Consider the following 20,729-nt stretch of genomic DNA (forward strand, 5'->3'; position numbering starts at 1 on the left):
CAGGCGTAGTCCATCAAATCAGCGGCGATCTTCTTCGAGCTTGTGAAAGCGCTCGACTTCCGGCCCCGGCTCGAAGTCGTCGAGTTCGAACAGCTGCCGCACTTCGATTTCGCCATCGGCGTGCTCACCGAACGGCGCCGGAAAACGCCGCGCCCATTCCATCGCCTCGTCGCGCGAGCGCACCTGGATCAACGTATAGCCCGCGATCAGCTCCTTGGTCTCCACGAACGGCCCGTCCACGATGCTCCGTTTGCCGCCGCTATAGCGCATGCGCCAGCCTTTCGAGCTCGGCTGCAGGCCCGTCGCGTCGAGCAGCACGCCGGCCTTCGCGAGTTCTTCGTGGTAGGCGCCCATGGCGGCGATCAGCGACGGTTCGGGCATCTCGCCGGCTTCGCTCGCGGCGGTGGCTTTGACGATGATCATGAATCGCATGTCGTTGCTCCTTGTTGTTAGTGGTTGGTCGTGAGTGGATTCCTGTGAATCGCCTGGCGAGGCCACGCCGGCTCGCCCCTTACTCACACGACGCACGATGCACGGTCCGATCGACACGCGCGGCGGTCCCCACATCCCAGGGAAAACACCGAAGCTGGTGAAGCGGGAGTCACGCGTGCCTAGATGAAGCACGGTCCGAGCTTGCGCACCTCGACCGTGCACCACGACGCCGCCGGGCAGGTTTGCGCGATCGCCACGGCCTCTTCACGGCTGTCGCAGTTCAACAGAAAGAAGCCGCCGATCATCTCCTTCGCCTCGGCGAACGGCCCGTCGACGAGCTTCGATTGGCCATGGCGGACCTGCACGCGCACGGCGTCCTTCTGCGAAGTCAGTGACTCGACCGCGAGCAGCTTGCCGCGCGCTTTCAGGTTCTCGGAGAAACGCACCATCTGGTCGTAGAGGTCGCGGCCCGCGGCTTCGGCGCGCTCCTCGCGTTGGTCCGTGGGTTCGACGATCAGCAGCATGTAGGACATGATGTCTCCGATAGGGCTCGGTTGTACGCGCGCGTCGGCATCGCAACGACGCCAGCGACGCCTGGCCTCGGCGGTATGCGGGAGGTACGCGAGCAGGTAGGCGGCAAGCAGGCGCAGCCAGTCTAGCAAGCGGGAATCGCAGCGGCAAACGCGCCCGGCGGGACTTCTACGGACACTCGTAACAAGCCGCGCCACGCGCACCAGCCGGCCTCGCGCGACACGTCGATGCCGCTTTCAATGTGTCCGTAATCCATTTACGTCCGCGCTGAAATGGTCGTATCAGCCGTTCGACGAAACGCAGCGCAGCGGGCAGCCACTCGCCCGGGCTCGCCGATAGCGCATTGAGCGAAGCGCCGGTGACCCGCGACGCTTTCGAAATGCGCGCCGCCAGATGCGTGCCGCTCAAACCGCCGCTTCCGCCAGCGCCCGCAGTCGCGCGGAACGCATCAAACCTTCGATCATTTTCGCTTCCGCGCTCGCCAGCTCGCTCAGCGACGCCGCCGACAACTGTCCGTCGAAAATCGCTAGCGCCGCGCACAGACTTGCGTAGTCGTCGTCTTCGAGCGACCAGCGGCCAGTCTGGCGCTCGCGCACATCGAGCCGCACCATCGCCGCATGCGCGCTTTCGATATCGGCGCGCGCGTCGGCGCCCCATCCGGCATGCACAAGTTCCTGCGACACCAGCAAATGCCGGCTCAGCGTCGTGTGCAGAATGCGCGCGCCGTGGCCGCGGCGCAATGCATCGAGCGCGGCGTAGGCCTGCAACAGCATGGTCTGCGTGACCGGCGCGTGCGCGGTGCGGCTCTGGGTCAGAGAACGCAACAACGGGGACATGGCCGTGCGGCCGGGCTTGCGAACTCGCGACTTGCTGGACATCGATTCAACCTCCTTCTTTCGGCAGCGCGCCCGGACTTCGGCACGCGACGGCGGCAAACGCCGCGCTCAAACGTCCGACGTATTTCGCGCCCGACAGTTCACCCCATGCGGACGCGCCCGTGCTTCGAACGTATCGAAGAACGCAATGTCCGCATATCGGTTCGACGCCGCCAGAAACAAGAAGCCCGCTTCGTTGCGACGAAAAAAAGCCCTGGTCCGCGAGGAACAGGGCTGACAGGATGGAACGGCCGAGCAGGCGCGTGGATGCCTGCCAACCTATAACCACCTAACCTGCAAAGCTATTGCTTACGTGTACTGCACCGGCAATTACTACCGCTCGACAGCAAGCTTCAACTGCCGATTCAAACCACCACTTCAATTGCGACTGCATGTGGGCCGGTCCTCGCTATCTGCTACTTCTGGCCGCTACCCCTGTTGCTTCGCGCTCGTGCTCGATGCATTGCGCGCTTGTATTGCGTCAACTGCGGACTGCCAACTGCCAGATACGCACTGCGAACTGCAGACTACTTATCAACGGTACGGTTCAAATCCGACACGAGGGGAAGATCGCATCGATGGAGGGCGGTGATTCCTCGCTCCATGGAAAAGAGTGTATGCGCGCACGCGCGAAAGCAATTCAGCGAACCGAAGCGCTTTGGTGGGTTAATTTGGCGAATCGATGTAACAGCGGCCCCACGGAGCGCTCGATGTGAAATCAGCGATTGCACCGAAACGGTGCTGCGAAAGCCTGCGAGAAAAACGCGAAGTGCGAAGCCGGCCGCATTCAGGCCGAGCGGAGCCGGTGCCGTCGCGCCGGCGTCATCGCGTGTGCAGCTTCGAGCGATGACGCGCGCCACGCCAAGCACGTCAACCGCGTGTGGAGAAATCGTCGATCGTCAGCAAGACCTTCTCGCCGGGACGCGCGAGCATTTTTCGTTCGGCGATCGCCGTAATACGTTTGCGCCCATCCGCGAACGTCTTCAGAACGCGCGCCTCACCCGCGCCGCGTTGCAGCCAGAAGTGCTGCTCGAGCGCCTCGCGCGTGACCGCGCATTCAAGGTCTCGTCCCTGCGACGAAAGCTGGAAAATCACCGCGCGTCCATCTGCCGAGACGCTGGGTACCACCTCGATCATCGTCATAGCCCACCTCGCAACGTTGATTACGACGTTCGCCGCATCACGCGAACGTCCCCGGATAAGCGCGGCCGCGATGGGTCGACGACCGTGCCCGCGAAAAGCGAATCAACCTTTAGCAATGCGCATGCCACACAGCGCAGCAAGCGGCGCCTCGCCGCATCGAGCGTTCGCCCTGCATCGCAAAGTGAGAAGACTGCAACATAGCCGCGTGGTAAAAAAGCGCAGCCGGCGCGACAATCGACGACAATTCTTACTAGCGCTTCGCACGATCATCGCGCGCCACCACCTTGCCGACATGTCCGCCCAACTGCCCGACCAACGATCCGGGTTGACCTTGCGCCCCGCGCAACCCGACGACGAAGCCTTCCTGCTCGAACTGCGCAAGACGACGATGACCGAACACCTGGCGCGCGCCGGCGAGCCGACCGACGACGACGCCCATCGCGCGCGCCTGTTGCATCGCTACGACGCGGCGCAGGTGGTCTGTATCGACGGCGCGCCCGCGGGCTTGTTGAAGGCGCATCGCAACGACGACGAATGGTTCGTCGTGCAGTTGCAGATCGCGCCGGCGCTGCAGGGTCGCGGCATCGGCGAGCAAGCGCTGCGCACGATCCTGCGCGCCGCCGCGGCCGAAGCGTTGCCGGTCAGCTTGCAGGTGCTCAAGGGCAATCCCGCCAAACGGCTGTACGATCGTCTTGGCTTCGAGATCGTCGGCGAGGATCAGACACAGTTTCACATGCGACTTGCAGCGCGCGCGCCGGCGGAAAGCGAAGCAGAACGAATGTCGGATAAAGACTGATACGGAACGAGCCTGGCAATGAACTCTGATATGACTTTTCGCGTTGCTTCAGCGATACAAAGCTGGCACGCGCACATCTACTTCGACCCGGCGAGCCGCGATGCCGCCTGGGCGTTTCGCGAGCAGATCGACGCGCATTGGGGCGACAAACTGCAGATCGGGCGCTTCCACGAACGGCCGGTCGGGCCGCATCCGATGTGGTCGTATCAGCTCGCCTTCGCGCACACGCAGTTCGCCGACGTGGTCGGCTGGCTCACGCTCAATCACGGCGCGCTCGATGTCTTCCTGCATCCGAACACCGGCGACGCGCTGCGCGATCATCGCGACGCCGCCGTGTGGATCGGGCACTCGCACGAACTCGTGCTGAAGGCGCTGCTATAGCACCGCTGCGAACGCTACGGCGGCGTGCTCACATATTCGTATACGCGCTGCACCAGCCGCGCGACGCGACCTGTTTAGTGCCGAACAGCGTGCAGCCGCCGTATGCGTCCGATGCCTTGCCCTGGAACAGCGAGCAGTTCGCGCACGATTGCCCGGCCGCGAAGTTCGGAAATCTGGCCTTGTCGACCTTCGACGCATCTTCGGTATAGCCGACCGCCTGCGCCTGCGAATCGCTCTCGCTGAGCGCATTGGGAACGGTCGCGGCGAACGCGACCCGAGACAGCGCGAGCGAAGAGCCGACGCCCGCGCTGACCAACAGGAAATGGCGCCGCGATGTTTTCATTGTCGTTTGCCTCTGGGTGGGGACTGAGGGATGCGTTCAATCGAGAAAGCGCGCGAAGCGCTCGACCGGTTCGCGCTCGGGGCGCAGCGTATTGACCGGCGCGTTGGGGTCGCCGAAACCGAGCGACATGCCGCACACAAATTGCTCGTTTTCGGGCAAGCCGAGATGTCCGGCAATCAGTCGATGAAACTGCATGAACGCGGCCTGCGGACAGGTGTCGAGACCGCGCCCGCGCGCGGCCGTCATGATCGCCTGCAGGAACATGCCGTAGTCGAGCCAGCTGCCGCGCTCGAGGCTGCGATCGATCGTGAACAGCAGGCCGACGGGTGCGTCGAAGAAACGGAAGTTGCGCGAGTGCTGTTCGTGCATGCGCGCCTTGTCGCCCTTCTCGATGCCGAGCAGGCTATACATGTCCCAGCCGATCTTGCGACGCCGGTCGATGAACGGCGACTGCCACTGGCGCGGATAGTACGCGTACTCCTCCTGGTACAGCTCGTCGCGCTGCGGATCGTCGTAGGCGGCGAGCAGATCGCGCGACAGACGCGCGAGCGATTCGCCCGTCAGCACGTACACCTTCCACGGCTGCGTGTTGGTGCCCGACGGTGCGTGGCTGGCGGCTTCGAGAATCGCTTCGATGTCGGCGCGCTGCACCGGTGTCGGCAGAAAGGCGCGCACCGAGCGCCGCGTGGTCAGCGCGGTGTCGACGGGGTTCGCGGGAGAGGTCATCGGCGGATGGCGGCAGAGCCTGCGGAGTAGGTCTGCGACGATTCTAGCGCGTACCGCTCAAAGCCTGCCCGCCAGCGCGCAGGCGTCGCCCGAAGCGTTGCGCTGCGCCCTTACATCGTCCCCAACACCACCGCCGCCGCAATCGATCCGACCACGAGCGCGAGCCCCACCGTCTTGCGCTTGTTCAACTCGGTCCACAACAGCACGCCCGTCAACGACAGCAGGATCAGGCTGCCCGCGAGCGTATCGATCAGCAGCACCCAACCGACGCCCAAGCCGACACCCTTGTGCATGTTCGTCAGCATCGCGAGAAAGGTGTTCGCGCTGCGCTTGACCGTCACGGTGTGGTTGCCGACCCAGTATTCCGCCGACGTGTTTTCCTTCGGCGACCCGAAACTCAGTTGCCAGTGCTCGGGCTGCACGACGCTGCGATCGCCCCACGCCACCGGATGCTCGGCTTCCTTCTGCACGCGCCCCGGATTGCCGGCGATTTTCAGCTCCTGCTTGAGCCACTTCGCGAGCTCGCGCGGCGTTTGCGGCGCCGGTTGCGGCAGCGGCACCTGCATCACCGACACCTGCGGCTCGCCGGTCGAGACGCGCAGCGGGCCGCCGCGATGATTCAGAAAGAAGCCCGTCGTGCCGAACAGCAGACCGAGCGCCGCGCCCCACAGTCCAACCCACCCATGCACCTGGCGCAGCCACTTGATGAAGGTCGCGCGACGCGAGCGCTGCCGGCGCGATTTCAGTTTATGGTCATCGAGCCGACGCGGCTCCTGCGCGTCATGTTCGCGCGGCCGCGGGCGGTTGAATGTCGAGGGTGTCCGAGACGCTCACGTTTCACTCCAGGTGCGCAGCAGATTGTGATAACAGCCGACGAGGCTGCGTCGCGCAGCTTCGTCGGCATGGGTGGCATTGAGCCGTTGAATCGCGGTGTCCATGTCGAACAGCAGCGCGCGATGCGTGTCGCCGCGCACGAGGCTCTGCACCCAGAAGAAGCTCGCCACCCGCGCACCGCGCGTGACCGGCGTCACCTGGTGCAGACTCGTCGCCGGATAGACGATCATGTCGCCGGCCGGCAGTTTCACCTGCTGCACGCCGTAGGTGTCCTCGATCACGAGTTCGCCGCCGTCGTATTCGTCGGGCGCGCTGAGAAACAGCGTCACCGACACGTCGGTGCGCAGCTTCACGCCGTTCGGCAGCACGCGCACCGCGCCATCGACGTGGCTGCCGAACTGCATGCCGCCCTCGTAGCGGTTGAAGAGCGGCGGATAGACCTGGTTGGGCAGCACCGCGCTGATGAACAGCGGATTGCGTTCGATCGCCGCGAGAATCACATCGCCGAGTTCGCGCGCGAGCGTCGAGTGCTCAGCGATCTGCTGATTGCGCTTGACCGGCGCGCCCTGATAGCCCGCGGTCGCGCGGCCATCGACCCACGCGTCGCCGGCTCGATCGAGCCGCTCGCGCATGAAGCGCAATTGCCCGGCGTCCAGTACCTTCGGAATGTGCAGCAACATAGTGTGTCCTTCGCGTCGGCTTGCCGTTTGCAGAAGCGGCAAGCCGTACGCATGCGCTCAGTGCGTATCAAAAGCGCGTGTCAAAAGCGGTAGTTGAACGTCGCGAGCAGCGTGCGGCCGATGCCCGGCACCGAACGTCCGCCGTCCGACGGAATCAACGCGTCGTAGTAGTACTTGTTGGTGAGGTTCAGCAGGTTCAGGCGCACGTCGTACTTCTTCGCGTGATAGGCCGCGGTCGCGTCCCAACGCGTGTAGCCCGGCACCTTCACGTAGTTCGTATTCGACGCATAACGTGGCGACATGTAGATCGGACCGCCGCCGATTTCCCAATGCGGCGTGATCGCGTACGTGGTCCAGAACGTCAGCGTGTTGCGCGGCGTGTTGGCCGGCGTGTGGCCCTGCGTGCCGTCGGCCGCTTTCAGGATCGTCGCGTCCATGTACGTGTAGCCGCCGAAAATCTGCCACTTGTCGGTGATGTGCCCCGTCACGCCCGCCTGGAAGCCGTCGACGCGAATGTTGCCGGCCAGCTGGTACTCGGTCGGTGACACCTGTGTGCGCGCGTTGTCCTTTTCCTCGCGGAAGATCGCCGAGGTCACCGACATGTTGCCGCCGAACAGATCCCACTTGCCGCCGATTTCATACGACTTCGTCGATTCCGGCGCGAGGTTCTGAGTGAGGTTCGTGACCGTCAGGTTTTCGAGCGACGGGTTGAACGACGTGCCGTACGACACGTAGTACGACTGCCAGTCGGTCGGCTGATAGATGACGCCGGCGCGCACGCTCGTGAAGTAGTTGGTCTGGCTCGCGTAAGCCGGCGCGCTAATCGTATTGCGGATTCCCGCCGAGAAACGATCCCAGCGCACACCGCCGATCAGCTTCCAGTGCGGCGTCAGCGTAATCGTGTCGTTCAGGTAAGCGGCAATTTCGTTCGCGCTCGAATCGGCGTAGTTGCCGACCGTCGTCGTCACGTTCGACGGCGTGCCCATGATCGGCGGATTGAGCATCGGCACGATCGGCAGGTTGTTGCGCGTGTACGCCTGGTTCGTATAGCTGTCGTGGCCCACTTCGACACCGACGATCAGGTCGTGCCTGATCGGTCCGGTGTCGAATTTGTATTCGAGCATCGTGTCGTTGTAGATCGCATGATTCTGGATCACGCGGTCATGACTCTGCAGCTTGATGAACAGCTGCGATGGCGACAGCGTCGTGAAGTTGCCGTTGGTCAACGCTGTGCTGGACGACAGCGGTCCGGTCAGCACCGCTTGCGGCGCGGTTTCGCGCGCGTCGGTGGTCGAGTGCGAGATCTGCGTCTGGTTCGTCAGCGTCAGGTCCTCGGAGAACTTGTGCTTGATCGCCGCGGTAAAGATCTGCACGTCCTGGATCGTGCGGTCGCTGGTAAAACCGTAGAACGTGTTCTTCGGTACCGGCGACGGGCGGCCGTTCAGCGCCTGGATGCCGTAGTCGGGCATGTCGTGGTTGTGCTGGATCAGCGCGGACAGCGTGATCTCGGTCGGCGTGCCGATGCCGAAGCGCAGTTCCGGCGCGACGCCGAAGTCCTTGTTCTTCATCACGTCGCGCGTCGAGCCGAGGCTCTGGCCGAATGCATTGAGGCGGATCGCCGAGGTGTCGGTGAGCTTGTGGTTCACGTCGACGGTGGAGCGGTAGCGGTCGTCGGTGCCGATCATGCCGGAGACTTCCGCCGAGTCCGTCAGGTTCGCCTTCTTGCTGACCTGGTTGATCACGCCGCCGGTCGAGCCGCGGCCGAACAGCATCGACGACGGACCGTACAGCACCTCGAGCGATTCAAGATTGAACGTGTCGCGGTAGTACTGGTTGCGGTCCCGAAAGCCGTCCAGATAGATGTCGTTCTGCGCGGTGAAGCCGCGCAGGTTGATGTTGTTGCCGATCTGGCCGCCTTCGGCCGCGCCGATCGTCACGCCGGGCGCGTTGCGCAGCGCGTCCGCAAACGACGTCGCGCCCTGCGAGGCGAGCAGGTCGCGATTGATCACGGTGACGGTCTGCGGAATGTCGCGCAGCGCGGTCGGCGTCTTGGCGCCGACGGTCGCCCGGTCGGCCTGGAAGTCCTGCTGAACGGCCTGAGCCTGCACGCCGATGGTCGGCAGCGTCGGCGCGGCGGCGGGTGTGTCGTTCCGTGCGCTCGTTTGTGCGTTCTGCGGCGCGCTTTGCGCGAGCGCCGGGGCCGACAAAGGAATGGCAAAAGCGAGCGCTAGCGCTGTCGCGAGCGGCGTGTGATTGAGCATGGAAATCCCGTCAGAAATGCGTTTGTCAGATCCGCATCACTGACGTCGAATTCATGACAAAGCCGCAAATGGCTGGCTGCCGCTCTCCGTAGTGTGAGAAGGAGATGACGGGATGGCTGGCTAGGTTTAAATGAGAATCGATATCATTTCACATCTACTGGATGTCAGCAATCCCGGCGTGCGTCAGGCACATCGAATCGCGACTCGGTTTATCCTTTTTACAACAATGTAGTTTCATCGCTTCGGCAGCGCTTTCCTTCCCTCTGGAGTCGACTTTATGCAATATCGCCAATTCGGCCGCACCGGCCTGACCGTTTCTCGCCTGTGTCTCGGCACCATGACCTTCGGGCTGCAAACCGAAGAAGCCGCATCGCACCGCATCCTCGACACGGCCGCGGACGCCGGTGTCAATTTCATCGATACCGCGAACGTCTATCCGCTCGGCGGCGACGAAAATCTGGCCGGGCGCACCGAGGAAATCGTCGGACGCTGGCTGAAGGGCAAACGCGAGCGCTTCATCGTCGCGACCAAGGCGGTCGGCAAGATGGGGCCCGCCGCGTGGGACCAGGGCGCGTCGCGCAAGCACCTGCTCGATGCGATCGACGCGTCCTTGCAGCGCCTCGGCACCGACTACGTCGACCTGTACCAGCTCCATTCCGACGACGCGAAGACCCCGCTCGACGAAACGCTCGAAGCGCTCGATGCGATCGTGCGCTCGGGCAAGGCGCGCTATATCGGCGTGTCGAACTTTCTCGCCTACCGGCTCGCGCGCGCACTGGGGCGCGCGGACGTACTCCGCGTCGCGCGCTTCGTGTCGGTCCAGCCGCGCTACAACCTGCTGTTTCGCCAGATCGAGCGCGAGCTGCTGCCGCTGGCCGCCGAGGAGCAACTGGCCGTGATGCCATATAACCCGCTCGCGGGCGGACTGCTGAGCGGCAAGCACCGGCTCGACGCGACGCCCGCCGAAGGGCGCTTCACCGAAAGCGTCGGCAAGGCTGGCGCGATGTATCAGGAGCGCTACTGGCATGAGCGCGAGTTCGACACGATCGAAAGGCTGAAGGCGATCGTCGCGCCGACCGGCGAAGCGCTGACGAAGGTGTCGCTTGCGTGGGTGCTCGCGAATCCGCTGATTACGTCGGCGATCATTGGTGCGAGCCGCGCGGAGCAGTTGAGCGATACGCTCGCGGCGGCCGGGCTCACGCTCGACGCCGCGATCAAGACCCAGCTCGATGAAGCGAGCGTGCAGTATCGCTGGGGGGACGCGGCGCGCTAGGCGCCCGCCGGCAGATCAGGCGCGGCCCAGCGTTCGGCCGCGCGTCTTCATCGTCCGTAGCGCAGCACGGTGCTCGTCGCGGCGAGCACGTGATCCTTGATCGCGGCGTGGAACGCGTCGCGCGTCAAGCCGGCCGGCAATGCGTCGGGCGGCAGATCGAGCGCATAGACCTGCGCCAAGTAGTGATGCGGTACCTCGCCGACGGGCGGACACGGGCCGTAATAGCCGGGGCCGCCGGTGCGATTCGTGCCGGCGACGCTGCCCGCCGGCGCGGCTTCGCCTTCGGCGAGTCCGGTCGTGGTAGGCGCGATGCCATAGACGATCCAGTGCACGATGCCGAGGCCTTTCGCGCCGTCGGGATCGAAGATCGTCACCGCGAAACTTTTCGTGCCGGCCGGCGCGTTATGCCATTGCAGCGCCGGCGACACGTTGCCGCCGCCGCAATTGTTCGCGCTCGCCGCGTGGCTTGCGTTGAGCGTGCCGCCATCGGCCAGTCCCGGCGACGACACCGCGAAGGCCTGTGCCGCATACGCATGCGCGCACGCGTAAGCGAGCAGCGCGCACGCGCCGACGGAGAGGAGGCGCCGCGCGAGGTTCAGGTGGATGCGAGTCATTGGGAGTCTCCAGGGTTGGACGTGCCGTTGAGAGCTTTGCAGTTCAGAGAGCAACTATAACGAGAATGTTGTTTTGAGATGGAAGAAGCGGCATATTGCGCATGGGGCTACGCGAATCAAACAGATAGCGATCCTACGTGATCGATTGATTAATTCGTTCTCGCCCCTTTGTCGTTCAAAGAAAGAAATGGAGTTGCCTGAATGTCTACAAAACACGCCCACTCGCATCGCCCGACGAAGACTGCGCCGCCGCAATGGAAAGAGAAGCCGGCAAGCATTGTGCCGCTCACGGTTCAGAATGCGCTGAAAGACGCCATGCGCACCGAGCGCATTCCAGACACGGATTTCAGCGATCTGCTATGGATCATGGCTCAGGAATCCGCCGGTGTCGTCGATGCGCGCAACGGGACTTCAACAGCACGTGGCCTGTTTCAACTGCTGCGCGCGCAATACAGCTTGAACCCGCGCGGAGAGGCATCATTCGGTAATGCGAAGGAGGAGTGCCAAGGCGGCATCCGTTACATTTATGGCCGCTACCATTCCGCAAATATGGCTAGGGGATTCTGGCAACAACACCACTGGTATTAAAACGATGCGTCTTTCGTCCTGGCTTATTGCCACATTGATGTTCGGCGCAGTATCCGGTTTGGCCCTTGCGGAATCGGTTCTCAGGTTTGAGGATTGTCCCGCCACTGTCGAGTCCAGGCACGCTGCGATGCCACGCATGATATTCACGGACGCGACGGCACGTCATTACCGCAGCATTCTTCGTGAAGCCGCAAAGGAGCCGATTAACTTCGCGGGCCACTACGTTCTCGCTACGTGGGGATGCGGTGCTGGCTGCGTGATGGCGGCGGCAATCGATACGAACTCGGGCCGCGTCACTTCGCTGCCGTTCACGGTTTCCGATTGGCCGCTGGACATCACGGATCCGCTTGCCTATCGCGCAGACAGTTGCCTGCTGATCGCTCACGGTAGCCGCAATGAAAACGCCGAGCACGGAACCTACTACTACGCGTTCGACGGCAAAACATTTACCTTGCGCGCGAGTACGACAAACGTCGGGCGTTAGACAAACCGCGGAAGCAGTGAACGAGACCGTCACCCCGTGATGGACAACTGGATTGCGCGAAAACTACTGTTACGACCACTGCTATTTCAACGAACCTGAGGCGAAGTATCGCACTGACCGCGCGAACTTCTGGAGTTTACCGTGAAGAAGGTCGGGGTTGGCATCCTAACTGGTTTTGCCCTCATCTTCGGCATGTCTGCTTGCTATGCAAAAGGCGATCAACGTGCGACTCCTCAAGCTGGAGCACGTACTTATGCACAGAATTACAAAGACATGGTTCTGGCTACTTGCATAGCGACCGCCTACAGGAACGACAAAGATGCTGCTATGGATGCGGGAAGCAGCGTCAGTGCATTGCGAGACTGGACTTACTACGACTTGGAGAAGGCTCCAGACGCAATCAAAACCTTGGTGGACAATTATTTGGCGCGAAATTATCAAAACCCGCTGGTTGAATCGGAAACTGAAGGTGTCCGTTTCGATTTCCTGAAGTGTCTGGACCTGTATCACAGTAAGGAATTGGACGCACAGGTCAAGCGTTTGGTCATTAACCCCAGGCGCACTTACCGGCAAGATAATCCGTTGCCAGCAAAGCCGAAGTAGTTATGAGCACGTCCAGCGTCGAAGCGCTGACCGGTGCTCGGGCACGGATCGCCTTGGCAATCGTTGAGGGGTTGATATGAACCCTTGGACGTGGAGCCGCAGCACTGGATACTTGATGGCAGCGGCAATCCACCCCCCTCACTTCGGCTTGAACCGCCCCGTCTTCTGCGTCGCCTCGGGATACTGTCGCGTCTCGCACACCGACAGCGGATGCCACAATTTCGCGCCGCCCTCGATCCCCGCGTCGTTCGATACGGTCGCCACGTTCGCCGGCAGCGAAAACTTGATACGCGCCGCGTTGCCGCCGCCGATCCACAGCTTGTCGTAATTGACCAGTGACTCGAGAATGCCGATCACCTTCTCGACACGCCGGCTCCAACGCTTGTTGCCGATCTGCTCGCGCGCGGCCTCGCCGATGTATTCGTCGTACGCCACGCCCTTCTTGCTGACCGGATGATGCGCGAGCTCCAGATGCGGCATCAGTTCGCCATCGCGAAACATCGCGGTGCCGGCGCCGGTGCCGAGCGTCAGCACGAATTCGAGGCCGTGGCCTTCGATCGCCGCGAAGCCTTGCATTTCGGCGTCGTTGATCATCCGCACCGGCAGTCCGCCCAGGCGCTGCGCGAGCGAATCCGCGAGCGCAATGTCGTGCCATCCTTCGATGCCGAAGTGCGGCGCGGTCAGAATGCGGTTGTTGCGCACGACACCCGGAAACCCGATCGAGATACGGACGGGCCGCACCTGCTCGATGAGCGGAGCCACGAGTTGCGCGAGCGCGTCCACCAGTTGATCCGGCGTGCACGGATGCGGCGTCGCAACGCGCACGCGTTCGGTTTTCATCTGCCCGTCGGCGTCGATGATCGCGGCCTTCAGGCCGGTGCCGCCGACATCGATCGCGAGGATGTGCTCGCCGCCGCTTGTCGGCGCATTCCGTTTCACTGCGTTCTTGTTGTGTGTTGCCACGATGTCTCCCGATTGTGTTGAGGCGGTTGTGATGCGGGTCTGCGGGTTGGTTCAAAGTTGCCGCTACGACTTGCCACCGGGCGCTTTCTGCTGCAACGGGCGCCACGCATGGCCATCGCGCGCGAGCAGCGCGTCGGCTTCGGCCGGCCCGTCGCTGCCGGCCGCATAGCCGCGCACGGCAACCGCGCCGCCACTCCTCGGATGCAGCACGTCGTCGACCGCGCACCAGCTCGTCTCGATGCTGTCGGCGCGCTGAAACAACGTCGCGTCGCCAAACATGCAGTCGTACAGCAGCGTCTCGTAGCCGACGTTCGCGCTTTCCGCAAAGAAGTCGCCATAGTTGAACGACGACTGTACCGGACCGACCTGCATCACCGGCCCCGGCACCTTCACGTTGAAATCGAAGCTCGAGCCGTGCTCGGGATCGATGCGAATGGTCAGCACGTTCGGCGTCAATGCGTTGACCGGCGTATCGCGGAACAGGCGGAACGGCACCGGCTTCAGCTGCACCGAAACCTCGGTGCGGCGCACCGCGAGCCGCTTGCCGGTACGCAGATAGAACGGCACGCCGGCCCAGCGCCAGTTCTCGACGAACACGCGCGCCGCCGCGTAGGTTTCCGTCGTGCTGCCGGGCGCGACGTCGGGCTCCTCGCGATAGCCCACGCCGGCTGGCCCTTTTTCGTACTGGCCGAAGACGACGTCGGCGGACGTCAGCGGCTGGATTGCGTCGAACAGCTCGGCCTTCTTGTTTCGCACGGCTTCGGCCTCGAACGAATTCGGCGGCTCCATCGCGACGATGCCGAGCAGCTGGAACAGGTGGTTCGGCACCATGTCGCGAAACGCGCCGGTCTGCTCGTAGAACCTGCCGCGCCCCTCGACGCCGATCGTTTCCGCCGCCGTGATCTGCACGCAATCGATGTACTCGCGCCGCCAGATCGGCTCGAACATCGCATTCGCGAAGCGCACCGCGAGGATGCTCTGCACGGTGTCCTTGCCGAGAAAATGATCGATGCGGTACACCTGCGACTCCCGCGCATACGACAGGATGTGCGCGTTCAGATCGCGCGCCGATGCGAGATCGGTGCCGAACGGCTTCTCGATCACGAGACGCCGAAAGCCGCCGTTTGCGCCGTCGCCTTCCTTCAGCAGGCCGGCTTTGCCGAGCCGGTCGGTGATCGGTTTGAAAAAACGCGCGCCGACCGCGAGGTAGAAGATCGCGTTACCGCCTTTCGACTGATCGAGCTTCTGCTTCAGCTTCGCGAACGTATCGTCGGATTCGAACTCGCCCGCCATGTATTCGAGGCGCTGCGCGACCCAGTTCCATGCGTTGTCGTCGAGCTTGCCGGCGTGAAAGGTGCTGGCCTTGTCGGCGGCGAACTTCTGCAGCGAGGTATGCAGTTCGTCGCACCATTCGCGCGTTTCGCGCTCGCCGTGATTGACGCCGATGATCTTCATGCTGTCGTCGAGCAGGCCATCGACCGCGAGGTTGTAGAGCGCCGGCATCAACAGACGTTTGGTCAGATCGCCGCCCGCGCCGAAGATCACGAGCGTGCACGGCGGCGCGGGCTTCTTGCCGGCCGGCGACGACAGGGCGTCGTATCGGTTCGCGCTGAGCTTGCAGCTCAGGGCGGGCGTTGCGTTGGGTTGAGCGGGAGAAGCGGAAGGGTTCGGTGTGGTCGACATGGGATTCACTTGGACCTCGGTAAGCCAATAGAACGAACGCGGCGATACATGAAAGACCACGGGCGCTGCCGCACAGTTCAATTGCGTTCGCGCGTGAGCGTGCGGCGTGCTTACTTCGTCGTCGTGGCCGCGAGCGACGGTACCGGTTCTTTCGCCACCGCCGGCGTTACCGCGGATGCAGAAGCCGCCGGCACCGGAATCGGCGCGGGCGCGGGCGCCAGCGCCGGTTCCCCCGCCAGCGGCACGTTGCCCGATGCCGCCATCGCGCGCGGCTGCAACAGCAACGCGACGAGCCCGGTCCAGCCGGTCTGATGCGAAGCCCCGACGCCACGACCGTTATCGCCATGAAAATACTCATGGAACAGGATCAGATCCTGCGAACGCGGGTCCGCCTGCAGCAGCGGGTACGCGCCCATCACCGGCCGCTCGCCGTTTTTGTCCTTCAGGAACAGCGTGGTCGCGCGGCGCGCGAGTTCGTCGGCAATTTCGCTCAACGAGAACTTCTGGCCCGACCCAGTCGGATACTCGACGCGGAAATCATCGCCGTAATAGCGATGAAACTCGTACAGCGATTCGATCAGCAGATAGTTGACCGGCATCCACACCGGCCCGCGCCAGTTCGAATTGCCGCCGAACACACGGGTATCGGATTCGGCCGGCAGATACTTGACGCAGAAGCTGTTGCCGTTGTGCTGGTACACGAACGGATGATCGCGATGGCAACGCGACAACGCCCGCACGCCGTGATCGGAAAGAAATTCACTTTCGTCGAGCGCGCGCCGTAACAACGCCTTCATCCGATGCCCGCGCAGCAGCGACAGCAAAAGCGCGTTGCCCTTGCCGGGCTCGTTCCAGCGCGACACCAGCTTCGCGAGATCGGGCCGATGCTCGAGAAACCACACGAGGCGCTCGCGCAAGCTCGGCAAGCCGCCGTGCAGACGCTCCTCGAGCACGTGCACGGCGAACAGCGGTATCAGTCCGACGATCGAGCGAACGCGCATCGGCATGCTGCTGCCGTCGGGCAGGCGCAGCTTGTCGTAGAAGAATTCGTCCTCGCTGTCCCACAGGCCCGTGTCGCAGCCGTCGTCGCAACTGACCGCTTCCGCGATGTACAGGAAGTGCTCGAAGAACTTCACACCAATATCGACGAACACATGATTCGCGTAGGCGAGTTCGAGCGCGATACGCATCAGGTCGAGCGCATACGCGGCCATCCACGCGGTGCCGTCGGCCTGGTCGATGTGGCCGCCGGTGGGCAGCGGCGACGAGCGGTCGAAGATGCCGACGTTGTCGAGCCCGAGAAAACCGCCCTGAAAAATATTGTGGCCGTCGGCGTCCTTGCGATTCACCCACCACGAGAAATTCAGCAGCAGCTTGTGAAACATGAGCTCCAGAAAATCGCGGTCCGCCTTGCCGGTCAGCGCGCGGTCGATCTCGTACACGCGCCACGCGGCCCATGCATGGACCGGCGGGTTCGCGTCGCTCAATGCCCATTCGTAAGCGGGCAACTGGCCGTTCGGGTGCTGATAGCGGTCCTTCACGAGCAGCAGCAACTGCTTCTTGGCGAACGCCGGATCGATCAGGGCAAACGCGGCCGCGTGAAACGCGAGGTCCCACGACGCGTACCACGGGTACTCCCACTTGTCCGGCATCGACACGATGTCCGCGTTGCACAGATGCCGCCAGTCGGTGTTGCGGCCGTGCTTGCGAGCGGCGGGCGGGCTCGGTTGCAGCGGATCGCCGTCGAGCCAGCGCTGCACGTCGTACTGGTAATACTGCTTCGACCACAGCATGCCGGCGAGCGCCTGACGTTGCACGAGACGCGCATCGGGGTCGGTGATCTCGTGTTGCAACGCGCCATAGAATTCGTCGGCTTCGGCGCGGCGTCGCGCGATCAACGCGTCGGCATCGAATGGCGCTTCATCGGTCGCCGATTGCGGGTGCCAGCGCAGATACACGACCGCGCGTCCGTGCGGCCCGAACTCGAGCGCCGCATGCGCGGCGGCCCGGGTGCCCGCGTCGTGACGGATCGCGTTCGCGTCGCCGTGCACGAGGTAGTCGTTGAAGCCGTCCTTGAACGGGCCCGCGCCGTCCATGCCGAACAGCCGCTTCACGTTGGTGTCGTTCTCGCAGAACAGCCATGCGAGTTGCGGCGCGTCCTTCGACCACGCGGTCACGACGATCGGTTCGTGCACATGGTGATGGCCAAGCAGACGCACCGAGCCGTCATGACCGGTACCGGCGACGAGCTTCGGCTTGTCCTTGTTCTCTTTCCACGACCACGAGTTGCGCGCCCAGATCTGCGGCAGCACATCGAGCGACGCCGCTTCGTCCGCGCGATTTTCGATCGTCACGCGCATCACGATGTCGTCGGGCGTGTGCTTCGCGTATTCGATCTGGACGTCGAAATAGCGCTGATCGTCGAACACGCCGGTATCGAGTACTTCGTACTCTGGCATATCGCCGCCGCGGCGCGCGTTTTCGTCGATCAGGTCCTGGTAGGGATAGGCCGCATGCGGGTACTTGTACAGCATGCGCATGTAGGAATGCGTGGGCGTGCCGTCGAGATAGAAGTACAACTCCTTGACGTCCTCGCCGTGATTGCCCTGCGAGTTGGTCAGGCCGAACAGGCGCTCCTTGATGATCGGGTCCTTGCGGTTCCACAGCGCGAGCGACACGCACCAGCTGAGCCGGTCGTCGCCGAAACCGGCGATGCCGTCTTCGCCCCAGCGGTAGGCGCGGCTGCGCGCATGGTCGTGCGGAAACGAGTCCCAGGCGGTGCCGTTCGCGCTGTAGTCCTCGCGCACCGTGCCCCACTGGCGCTCGCTCAGATACGGCCCCCAGCGCTGCCAGTGGCCGCATTCGGGCGAATGCAGCCGGGAACCTTCGATCGTGGCGAGCAGATTGGCAGCGCGCAGCGGTGGCATGAAACGTCCTTGCAACAGGCCTGGCGGTGGGACCCACATCGTAGCGCGGTTTACGCGCCGTTGTGCTCGAACCGGGCAAGCAGACTTTCGACGCGCAGCAATTCGCCTAGCGACCAGGCCTGGAACGGCGTGCCGGCGGGCGCGTGCGGCGCGTCGCCGGCGGTGATCTCGGACAGGTGATCGAGGCCCGCGTGATCGAGATGCGCGTACAGCGGGGCGAGAAAGCGCGCCCTCGCCTGCGCGAGATTATCGGCACTCGCGCCATTCACTCGCAGCCACGCTTCGACGAACGGGCCGATCAGCCACAACCACGCGGTGCCCTGATGATAGGCGCCGTCGCGTTCGCGCGGCGCGCCGCCGTAGCGGCCGCGATACGCGGGATCGGACGGCGCGAGCGTGCGCAGGCCGAGCGGCGTCAGCAATTGCGCTTCGACCTGACCCACCACCGCGCGCGCCGCCGCGCCTTCGAGCAGCGGAAACGGCAGGCCACCGACCGCGAAGATCTGATTCGGCCGGATCGAGCGGTCGACCGTGCCCGGCACATGATCGACGTCGACGTTATCGAACAGCGCCTGGGTGGCCGGATCGACGAAGCGCCGGCGAAACGCGAGCGTCGCGCGCTCGGCAGCTTGCCGCCACTGCGGGTTCCATGCTGACGCGATTCGCAGCGCGTTGATCCACAGCGCCTGCACTTCGACCGGCTTGCCGATGCGCGGTGTGACGACCCAGTCGCCGACTTTCGCATCCATCCACGTCAGTTGCACGCCGGGCATGCCGGCGCGCAGCAGGCCGTCGTCCGCGCACACGCCGATGTTGAAGCGCGTGCCGTTCGTGTAGCCGGTCAGGATCGTTTCGGCGGCCTGCTGCAGATGCGCGCGCGTTTGCGCGCCCGCATGCGGCGTCGCCAGATAGTCGTGAACCGCGACGATGAACCATAGCGACGCGTCGACCGAGTTGTATTCGGGCGCGTCGCCGTAGTCGGGGAAGCGGTTCGGCAGCATGCCTTCGGACAGCGTGCCCGACCATTCGAGCAGGATCGCTTCGGCATCGTCGAGACGGTTCGACTCGATCAGCAGGCCGCGCATCGCGATGAACGTGTCGCGGCCCCAGTCGGTGAACCACGGAAAGCCCGCGAGGATCGTGCGGCCTTCGTTGCGCGTGACGACGTAGGCGTCGGCCGAACGTTGCAGGCGCGAGCCGAGTGCGGCGCGGCGTTGTTGTTCGGTGTGGGCGAGTTGGGCGGCGTGGGCGGTGGTTTGGGCTTTGTCGTTCGCGCATTCGGTGGCGGACGTGCTAGACGCGCTCAGAATCATCACCGCGTCGCCCTCCGCGAGATCGAAGCTGAACACGCCGGGCGTCGCGAGATCTTCGCTGCAATCGAGACCGCGCTCCTGCTCGCGCACGTAGCAGAAGTTGCGATACCAGTCGGGCGCATGCGTATAGGCACCGTTCGTCGCCGCTCGCACGACCGGCAGTCCGCCATACGGTTGCCAGCTCGCGCACGATTGATCGGCGCTGACTTGCACGCCGAAGTTGAAGGCCGGATTCTCGTGATGCAGCGCATGATAGTCACGGCCCGACAGCAACGGTCTGATCTTCAGCACGGGCGCATCGAGTTCGCCGCCTTCGAGCCGCCAGCGCAATACCGTTTCGCACGTCGCTTTGCTGACGAACACGTCGGCGATCATCGCCGCGTGCGCACCGAGTTGAATGCGCCACCTCGGCCACGGCGCGGTGTCGAAGCCGGCAAGGCGGCCGCGCAGATCCGGATAGATCACGTCAGGCCCATAGCGTTGCATGGTCAACGCGAAGCGCTCGCCGCCCGCCTCGACCCACGCCTCGATACCGTTGACGAGCACCATGCGCCCGCCCGGCGCGCGCGTCGCGGCTAGCAGCAGCGCATGGTAGCGGCGCGTGCGCAACATGCCGAGCGTGCCCGAAGCAAAGCCGCCGAAGCCGTCGGCTTCGAGCCATTCGTCTTCGAGTTGCGAGATGTCGATGGGTGAATCGATGCGAGTCATTGAATCGTGCCCATGCGCGAACGATAAAGCAGCAAACATAGCGCAGATGGCAGCGCCATGAACATTGACCTTCCCAATACTTTCCATTTTCTTTCGATCAACCGACGATTTATCGAAAGTTATGCCGGGCGCAAACGTTTCACAATTATTTCTTGAAAGGAATGGAGACTGCACCCGCTTTCATCGAACCGGATGCAGACATGAGAACAATCAGTTGCATCGCGAGCGCCGCATTGCTGGTGCTTGCCACGATAGCGTTGAACGGTTGCGGCGTGGACGACTCCTCTTCCACGAGCATCGCGACGACCACGAGCCTTGCGCCGAACGACGCGGCGCAACGACCCGCAATGGCGGCAGCGGCAGCGGCAGTGGCGACTCCCAACGCCTCAGCGCCATTCGCGGACAACGCGGCGAACAACACGGCGAGCAACGCGGCAAGTGGCGCAACCGCCACCGACGCGATCACGCAAAACATGCAGGCCAGTCTCGCGGCCGACAGCCAGCAGGTCGCGCCGGTCATGCGCTACGCGCCCGGCGACAGCGCGAACAACTAGTTCGCAACTGATCAGCA

Annotated in this window: 21 protein-coding genes and 1 pseudogene; 8 read left to right on the plus strand and 14 right to left on the minus strand. The window is 63.7% G+C overall.

Features of this window, described 5'->3' with window-relative positions; translation table 11 throughout:
- Positions 1-18 precede the first annotated feature (18 nt).
- From OKW39_RS35145 to OKW39_RS35155, 3 genes are all read right to left on the minus strand, one after another.
- Positions 19-432 carry a YciI family protein gene (locus OKW39_RS35145; RefSeq protein WP_429333228.1) on the minus strand — a complete coding sequence of 138 codons (414 nt, stop codon included), beginning with the start codon at positions 430-432 and terminating at the stop codon, positions 19-21.
- A 179-nt stretch (positions 433-611) separates the two neighbouring features.
- Positions 612-965 (minus strand): YciI family protein, encoded by a 354-nt coding sequence (locus OKW39_RS35150; RefSeq protein ID WP_090807928.1) that lies wholly within the window; start codon positions 963-965, stop codon positions 612-614.
- A gap of 402 nt (positions 966-1,367) precedes the next feature.
- Complete coding sequence (locus OKW39_RS35155; protein ID WP_090810306.1) at positions 1,368-1,841, minus strand: hypothetical protein; 474 nt, start codon at positions 1,839-1,841, stop codon at positions 1,368-1,370.
- Here OKW39_RS35155 and OKW39_RS35160 point away from each other — a divergent pair.
- On the plus strand, positions 1,831-2,076 hold the full coding sequence (locus OKW39_RS35160; protein ID WP_429564735.1) for a hypothetical protein: 246 nt from the start codon (positions 1,831-1,833) through the stop codon (positions 2,074-2,076). The two genes, OKW39_RS35155 and OKW39_RS35160, sit on opposite strands and share 11 nt — an antisense overlap.
- Before the next feature lie 632 nt (positions 2,077-2,708).
- Here the strand turns inward: OKW39_RS35160 and OKW39_RS35165 are convergent.
- The gene (locus OKW39_RS35165) at positions 2,709-2,981 is read right to left on the minus strand and encodes a DUF1488 domain-containing protein (protein WP_090807933.1); all 273 of its coding nucleotides are present in this window, start codon (positions 2,979-2,981) and stop codon (positions 2,709-2,711) included.
- A gap of 292 nt (positions 2,982-3,273) precedes the next feature.
- Here OKW39_RS35165 and OKW39_RS35170 point away from each other — a divergent pair, with 292 nt between their 5' ends.
- Both OKW39_RS35170 and OKW39_RS35175 read left to right on the plus strand, forming a co-directional pair.
- Positions 3,274-3,777, plus strand: a complete 504-nt coding sequence (locus tag OKW39_RS35170; protein ID WP_429364675.1) for an N-acetyltransferase family protein — start codon at positions 3,274-3,276, stop codon at positions 3,775-3,777.
- 30 nt (positions 3,778-3,807) lie between these two features.
- On the plus strand, positions 3,808-4,158 hold the full coding sequence (locus OKW39_RS35175; RefSeq protein ID WP_429565479.1) for a DOPA 4,5-dioxygenase family protein: 351 nt from the start codon (positions 3,808-3,810) through the stop codon (positions 4,156-4,158).
- Between the two features lie 28 nt (positions 4,159-4,186).
- On the opposite strand, the gene OKW39_RS35180 is transcribed toward OKW39_RS35175, so the two are convergent.
- From OKW39_RS35180 to OKW39_RS35200, 5 genes and pseudogenes are all read right to left on the minus strand, one after another.
- Entirely contained in the window at positions 4,187-4,501 is a 315-nt protein-coding gene (locus tag OKW39_RS35180; RefSeq protein WP_429564736.1) for a high-potential iron-sulfur protein, read from the minus strand.
- Positions 4,502-4,537: 36 nt separating this feature from the next.
- Positions 4,538-5,227, minus strand: a complete 690-nt coding sequence (locus OKW39_RS35185) for a nitroreductase (protein WP_184030536.1) — start codon at positions 5,225-5,227, stop codon at positions 4,538-4,540.
- Positions 5,228-5,337: 110 nt separating this feature from the next.
- Positions 5,338-6,061: pseudogene (locus OKW39_RS35190) on the minus strand (PepSY-associated TM helix domain-containing protein).
- Positions 6,058-6,741: a Fe2+-dependent dioxygenase gene (locus tag OKW39_RS35195; RefSeq protein WP_429333224.1), complete on the minus strand. Its 684-nt coding sequence runs from the start codon at positions 6,739-6,741 to the stop codon at positions 6,058-6,060. Before OKW39_RS35195 ends, OKW39_RS35190 begins: the two are co-directional and overlap by 4 nt.
- Before the next feature lie 80 nt (positions 6,742-6,821).
- Positions 6,822-9,002, minus strand: coding sequence for a TonB-dependent receptor (locus OKW39_RS35200; protein WP_429564737.1), 2,181 nt, complete (start codon positions 9,000-9,002; stop codon positions 6,822-6,824).
- Positions 9,003-9,279: 277 nt separating this feature from the next.
- Here OKW39_RS35200 and OKW39_RS35205 point away from each other — a divergent pair, with 277 nt between their 5' ends.
- Positions 9,280-10,275 (plus strand): aldo/keto reductase, encoded by a 996-nt coding sequence (locus OKW39_RS35205; RefSeq protein ID WP_429564738.1) that lies wholly within the window; start codon positions 9,280-9,282, stop codon positions 10,273-10,275.
- A 47-nt stretch (positions 10,276-10,322) separates the two neighbouring features.
- Here OKW39_RS35205 and OKW39_RS35210 read toward each other — a convergent pair whose 3' ends face one another.
- The gene (locus OKW39_RS35210; RefSeq protein WP_429364685.1) at positions 10,323-10,889 is read right to left on the minus strand and encodes a YbhB/YbcL family Raf kinase inhibitor-like protein; all 567 of its coding nucleotides are present in this window, start codon (positions 10,887-10,889) and stop codon (positions 10,323-10,325) included.
- A gap of 201 nt (positions 10,890-11,090) precedes the next feature.
- Between OKW39_RS35210 and OKW39_RS35215 the strand changes: the two genes are divergently transcribed.
- From OKW39_RS35215 to OKW39_RS35225, 3 genes are all read left to right on the plus strand, one after another.
- Entirely contained in the window at positions 11,091-11,477 is a 387-nt protein-coding gene (locus tag OKW39_RS35215) for a hypothetical protein (protein WP_184057874.1), read from the plus strand.
- Positions 11,416-11,961 carry a hypothetical protein gene (locus OKW39_RS35220; protein ID WP_429564739.1) on the plus strand — a complete coding sequence of 182 codons (546 nt, stop codon included), beginning with the start codon at positions 11,416-11,418 and terminating at the stop codon, positions 11,959-11,961. Before OKW39_RS35215 ends, OKW39_RS35220 begins: the two co-directional genes overlap by 62 nt.
- A gap of 192 nt (positions 11,962-12,153) precedes the next feature.
- A complete protein-coding gene (locus OKW39_RS35225; RefSeq protein WP_429565480.1) occupies positions 12,154-12,564 on the plus strand; it encodes a type VI secretion system amidase immunity protein Tai4 in 411 nt (136 codons plus the stop codon).
- A 138-nt stretch (positions 12,565-12,702) separates the two neighbouring features.
- On the opposite strand, the gene OKW39_RS35230 is transcribed toward OKW39_RS35225, so the two are convergent.
- The 4 genes from OKW39_RS35230 to OKW39_RS35245 all read right to left on the minus strand — a co-directional run bounded on the left by OKW39_RS35230 (position 12,703) and on the right by OKW39_RS35245 (position 20,158).
- Positions 12,703-13,527, minus strand: a complete 825-nt coding sequence (locus OKW39_RS35230; protein WP_429564740.1) for an ROK family protein — start codon at positions 13,525-13,527, stop codon at positions 12,703-12,705.
- 63 nt (positions 13,528-13,590) lie between these two features.
- Positions 13,591-15,210, minus strand: a complete 1,620-nt coding sequence (gene zwf, locus OKW39_RS35235) for a glucose-6-phosphate dehydrogenase (RefSeq protein ID WP_429564741.1) — start codon at positions 15,208-15,210, stop codon at positions 13,591-13,593.
- A gap of 110 nt (positions 15,211-15,320) precedes the next feature.
- A complete protein-coding gene (locus OKW39_RS35240) occupies positions 15,321-18,137 on the minus strand; it encodes an MGH1-like glycoside hydrolase domain-containing protein (protein WP_429564742.1) in 2,817 nt (938 codons plus the stop codon).
- A gap of 50 nt (positions 18,138-18,187) precedes the next feature.
- The gene (locus OKW39_RS35245) at positions 18,188-20,158 is read right to left on the minus strand and encodes an amylo-alpha-1,6-glucosidase (RefSeq protein ID WP_429564743.1); all 1,971 of its coding nucleotides are present in this window, start codon (positions 20,156-20,158) and stop codon (positions 18,188-18,190) included.
- Between the two features lie 200 nt (positions 20,159-20,358).
- Between OKW39_RS35245 and OKW39_RS35250 the strand changes: the two genes are divergently transcribed.
- Positions 20,359-20,712: a hypothetical protein gene (locus OKW39_RS35250; RefSeq protein WP_429564744.1), complete on the plus strand. Its 354-nt coding sequence runs from the start codon at positions 20,359-20,361 to the stop codon at positions 20,710-20,712.
- Positions 20,713-20,729: the final 17 nt, after the last annotated feature.

This window comes from Paraburkholderia sp. MM6662-R1, from assembly GCF_050436245.1.
Classification (GTDB): domain Bacteria; phylum Pseudomonadota; class Gammaproteobacteria; order Burkholderiales; family Burkholderiaceae; genus Paraburkholderia; species Paraburkholderia tuberum.

What these genes read in the sequence shown, in the direction of transcription:
- OKW39_RS35145 (WP_429333228.1), bottom strand. Translation starts at nt 432, where the DNA reads ATGCGATTCATGATCATCGTCAAAGCCACCGCCGCGAGCGAAGCCGGC.
- OKW39_RS35150 (WP_090807928.1), bottom strand. Translation starts at nt 965, where the DNA reads ATGTCCTACATGCTGCTGATCGTCGAACCCACGGACCAACGCGAGGAG.
- OKW39_RS35155 (WP_090810306.1), bottom strand. Translation starts at nt 1,841, where the DNA reads ATGTCCAGCAAGTCGCGAGTTCGCAAGCCCGGCCGCACGGCCATGTCC.
- OKW39_RS35165 (WP_090807933.1), bottom strand. Translation starts at nt 2,981, where the DNA reads ATGACGATGATCGAGGTGGTACCCAGCGTCTCGGCAGATGGACGCGCG.
- OKW39_RS35170 (WP_429364675.1), top strand. Translation starts at nt 3,274, where the DNA reads ATGTCCGCCCAACTGCCCGACCAACGATCCGGGTTGACCTTGCGCCCC.
- OKW39_RS35175 (WP_429565479.1), top strand. Translation starts at nt 3,808, where the DNA reads ATGACTTTTCGCGTTGCTTCAGCGATACAAAGCTGGCACGCGCACATC.
- OKW39_RS35180 (WP_429564736.1), bottom strand. Translation starts at nt 4,501, where the DNA reads ATGAAAACATCGCGGCGCCATTTCCTGTTGGTCAGCGCGGGCGTCGGC.
- OKW39_RS35185 (WP_184030536.1), bottom strand. Translation starts at nt 5,227, where the DNA reads ATGACCTCTCCCGCGAACCCCGTCGACACCGCGCTGACCACGCGGCGC.
- OKW39_RS35195 (WP_429333224.1), bottom strand. Translation starts at nt 6,741, where the DNA reads ATGTTGCTGCACATTCCGAAGGTACTGGACGCCGGGCAATTGCGCTTC.
- OKW39_RS35200 (WP_429564737.1), bottom strand. Translation starts at nt 9,002, where the DNA reads ATGCTCAATCACACGCCGCTCGCGACAGCGCTAGCGCTCGCTTTTGCC.
- OKW39_RS35205 (WP_429564738.1), top strand. Translation starts at nt 9,280, where the DNA reads ATGCAATATCGCCAATTCGGCCGCACCGGCCTGACCGTTTCTCGCCTG.
- OKW39_RS35210 (WP_429364685.1), bottom strand. Translation starts at nt 10,889, where the DNA reads ATGACTCGCATCCACCTGAACCTCGCGCGGCGCCTCCTCTCCGTCGGC.
- OKW39_RS35215 (WP_184057874.1), top strand. Translation starts at nt 11,091, where the DNA reads ATGTCTACAAAACACGCCCACTCGCATCGCCCGACGAAGACTGCGCCG.
- OKW39_RS35220 (WP_429564739.1), top strand. Translation starts at nt 11,416, where the DNA reads ATGGCCGCTACCATTCCGCAAATATGGCTAGGGGATTCTGGCAACAAC.
- OKW39_RS35225 (WP_429565480.1), top strand. Translation starts at nt 12,154, where the DNA reads ATGTCTGCTTGCTATGCAAAAGGCGATCAACGTGCGACTCCTCAAGCT.
- zwf (WP_429564741.1), bottom strand. Translation starts at nt 15,210, where the DNA reads ATGTCGACCACACCGAACCCTTCCGCTTCTCCCGCTCAACCCAACGCA.
- OKW39_RS35240 (WP_429564742.1), bottom strand. Translation starts at nt 18,137, where the DNA reads ATGCCACCGCTGCGCGCTGCCAATCTGCTCGCCACGATCGAAGGTTCC.
- OKW39_RS35245 (WP_429564743.1), bottom strand. Translation starts at nt 20,158, where the DNA reads ATGACTCGCATCGATTCACCCATCGACATCTCGCAACTCGAAGACGAA.
- OKW39_RS35250 (WP_429564744.1), top strand. Translation starts at nt 20,359, where the DNA reads ATGAGAACAATCAGTTGCATCGCGAGCGCCGCATTGCTGGTGCTTGCC.